General features: G+C 71.2%; 3 protein-coding genes. 2 read left to right on the top strand and 1 reads right to left on the bottom strand.

Translation table 11 applies throughout. The features are described 5' to 3' along the window. A partial coding sequence (locus ACFVX4_RS29725; protein WP_389982872.1) for a TSUP family transporter occupies positions 1-223 on the top strand: 223 nt, incomplete at its 5' end. Between the two features lie 43 nt (positions 224-266). Here the strand turns inward: ACFVX4_RS29725 and ACFVX4_RS29720 are convergent. Next, a complete protein-coding gene (locus ACFVX4_RS29720) occupies positions 267-545 on the bottom strand; it encodes a metal-sensitive transcriptional regulator (RefSeq protein ID WP_093546175.1) in 279 nt (92 codons plus the stop codon). A 100-nt stretch (positions 546-645) separates the two neighbouring features. On the opposite strand from ACFVX4_RS29720, the gene ACFVX4_RS29715 reads away from it, so the two are divergent. After that, a complete protein-coding gene (locus ACFVX4_RS29715; protein ID WP_389982869.1) occupies positions 646-1,218 on the top strand; it encodes a rhodanese-like domain-containing protein in 573 nt (190 codons plus the stop codon). The last annotated feature ends 119 nt before the right edge of the window (positions 1,219-1,337 follow it).

Genomic DNA, 1,337 nt, shown 5'->3' with positions numbered 1-1,337 from the left:
GCTGGTCATCACGGTGAACTCCACGGCGGCGCTGGTCACCCGGCTCGCCACACCCACCGCGCTGGACTGGGCGGCGATCGCCCCGTTCACGGCGACGGCGGTGCTCGGCGCCTGGGACGGGCAGCGGCTCGCCGCGAAGGTGTCCACGGCCGCCCTGCAACGGATCTTCGGCGCGGTACTGCTGGCCGTGGCCGTGTTCATGCTCGTCGACGCCGTGACATGAACCATGGCACCCCTCCTCGGCCGGCCCGGCCGGTCCGGCAGGATCAGGCCAGCGAGAGAAAGAGCTTCTCCAGCCGTGCCCGCATCTGGTCGCGGTCCGCGGGCTCCTGGCCGCCGTCGGCCATGCAGTGCTGCAGACCCGTCGCGATGATCGCGAAACCGGCCCGGTCCAGCGCCCGGGACACGGCCGCCATCTGCGTGATCACGTCCTCGCAGTCCCGGCCCTCCTCGATCATCCTGATGATCCCGGCGAGCTGGCCCTGTGCGCGGCGAAGGCGGTTGAGGACCGATTTCAGTTCGTCGGCCGCCATGTCGAGTTCCACAACATCCTCCTCCTGATACCCCAAGGGGTATTCTAGCCTGACCGGGGAAGGGGGGACCGCTTCCCTCCCGAGCCCCGGTGAACGAAAGGAAACACTGCTCGTGACCAGCCCCGTCTCCCTCTCCCCCGCCCAGGCCGCGGCCCGCCTCGCGGAGTTCACCGTGATCGATGTGCGGGCTCCCGGCGAGTACGCCTCCGGGCATGTTCCCGGTGCGCTGAACATCCCGCTGGACCGCCTTTCCGAGGCCGTGCCCGCGCTGAAGTCCGCCGCGGCCCGCGGCTCGCTGCTGATGGTGTGCGCCTCCGGCGTCCGCTCCACCCGGGCCTGCGACATTCTCGCCGCCGCCGACATCGACGCCGTGACGCTCTCCGGCGGCACCTCCGCCTGGGAGGGCGAGGGCCGCGATCTCGACCATCCCGCCGGAGCCCGCGCGACCTGGCCGATGGAGCGTCAGGTCCGGCTCGCCGCCGGTTCGCTCGTGGTGGCCGGCCTGCTCGCCGGGGTGCGCTTCCCCGCGGCGCGCTGGATCTCCGCCGGTGTCGGCTCCGGTCTCGTGTTCTCCGCCGCGACCAACACCTGCGGCATGGCGGCGGCCCTGTCGAAGCTTCCGTACAACCGGGCCCCGCGCTCGGCCACGAGCCTGGACGCCACGCTGCACGCCCTCCAGAGCTGACACCCGTGGTTCCGTGAGCGGGAGGAGCCGGTCACGCGCGGCGGTGTCAGGTCCTCCCGCTCGCAGAGAACCAAAGGGAAGAGGAAAGGCCGAAACCATCCCCTAACAGGGGGAAAACA

The organism is Streptomyces sp. NPDC058240, assembly GCF_042882135.1.
Taxonomy (GTDB): domain Bacteria; phylum Actinomycetota; class Actinomycetes; order Streptomycetales; family Streptomycetaceae; genus Streptomyces.
This window is presented reverse-complemented; position numbering and strand designations above follow the sequence as displayed.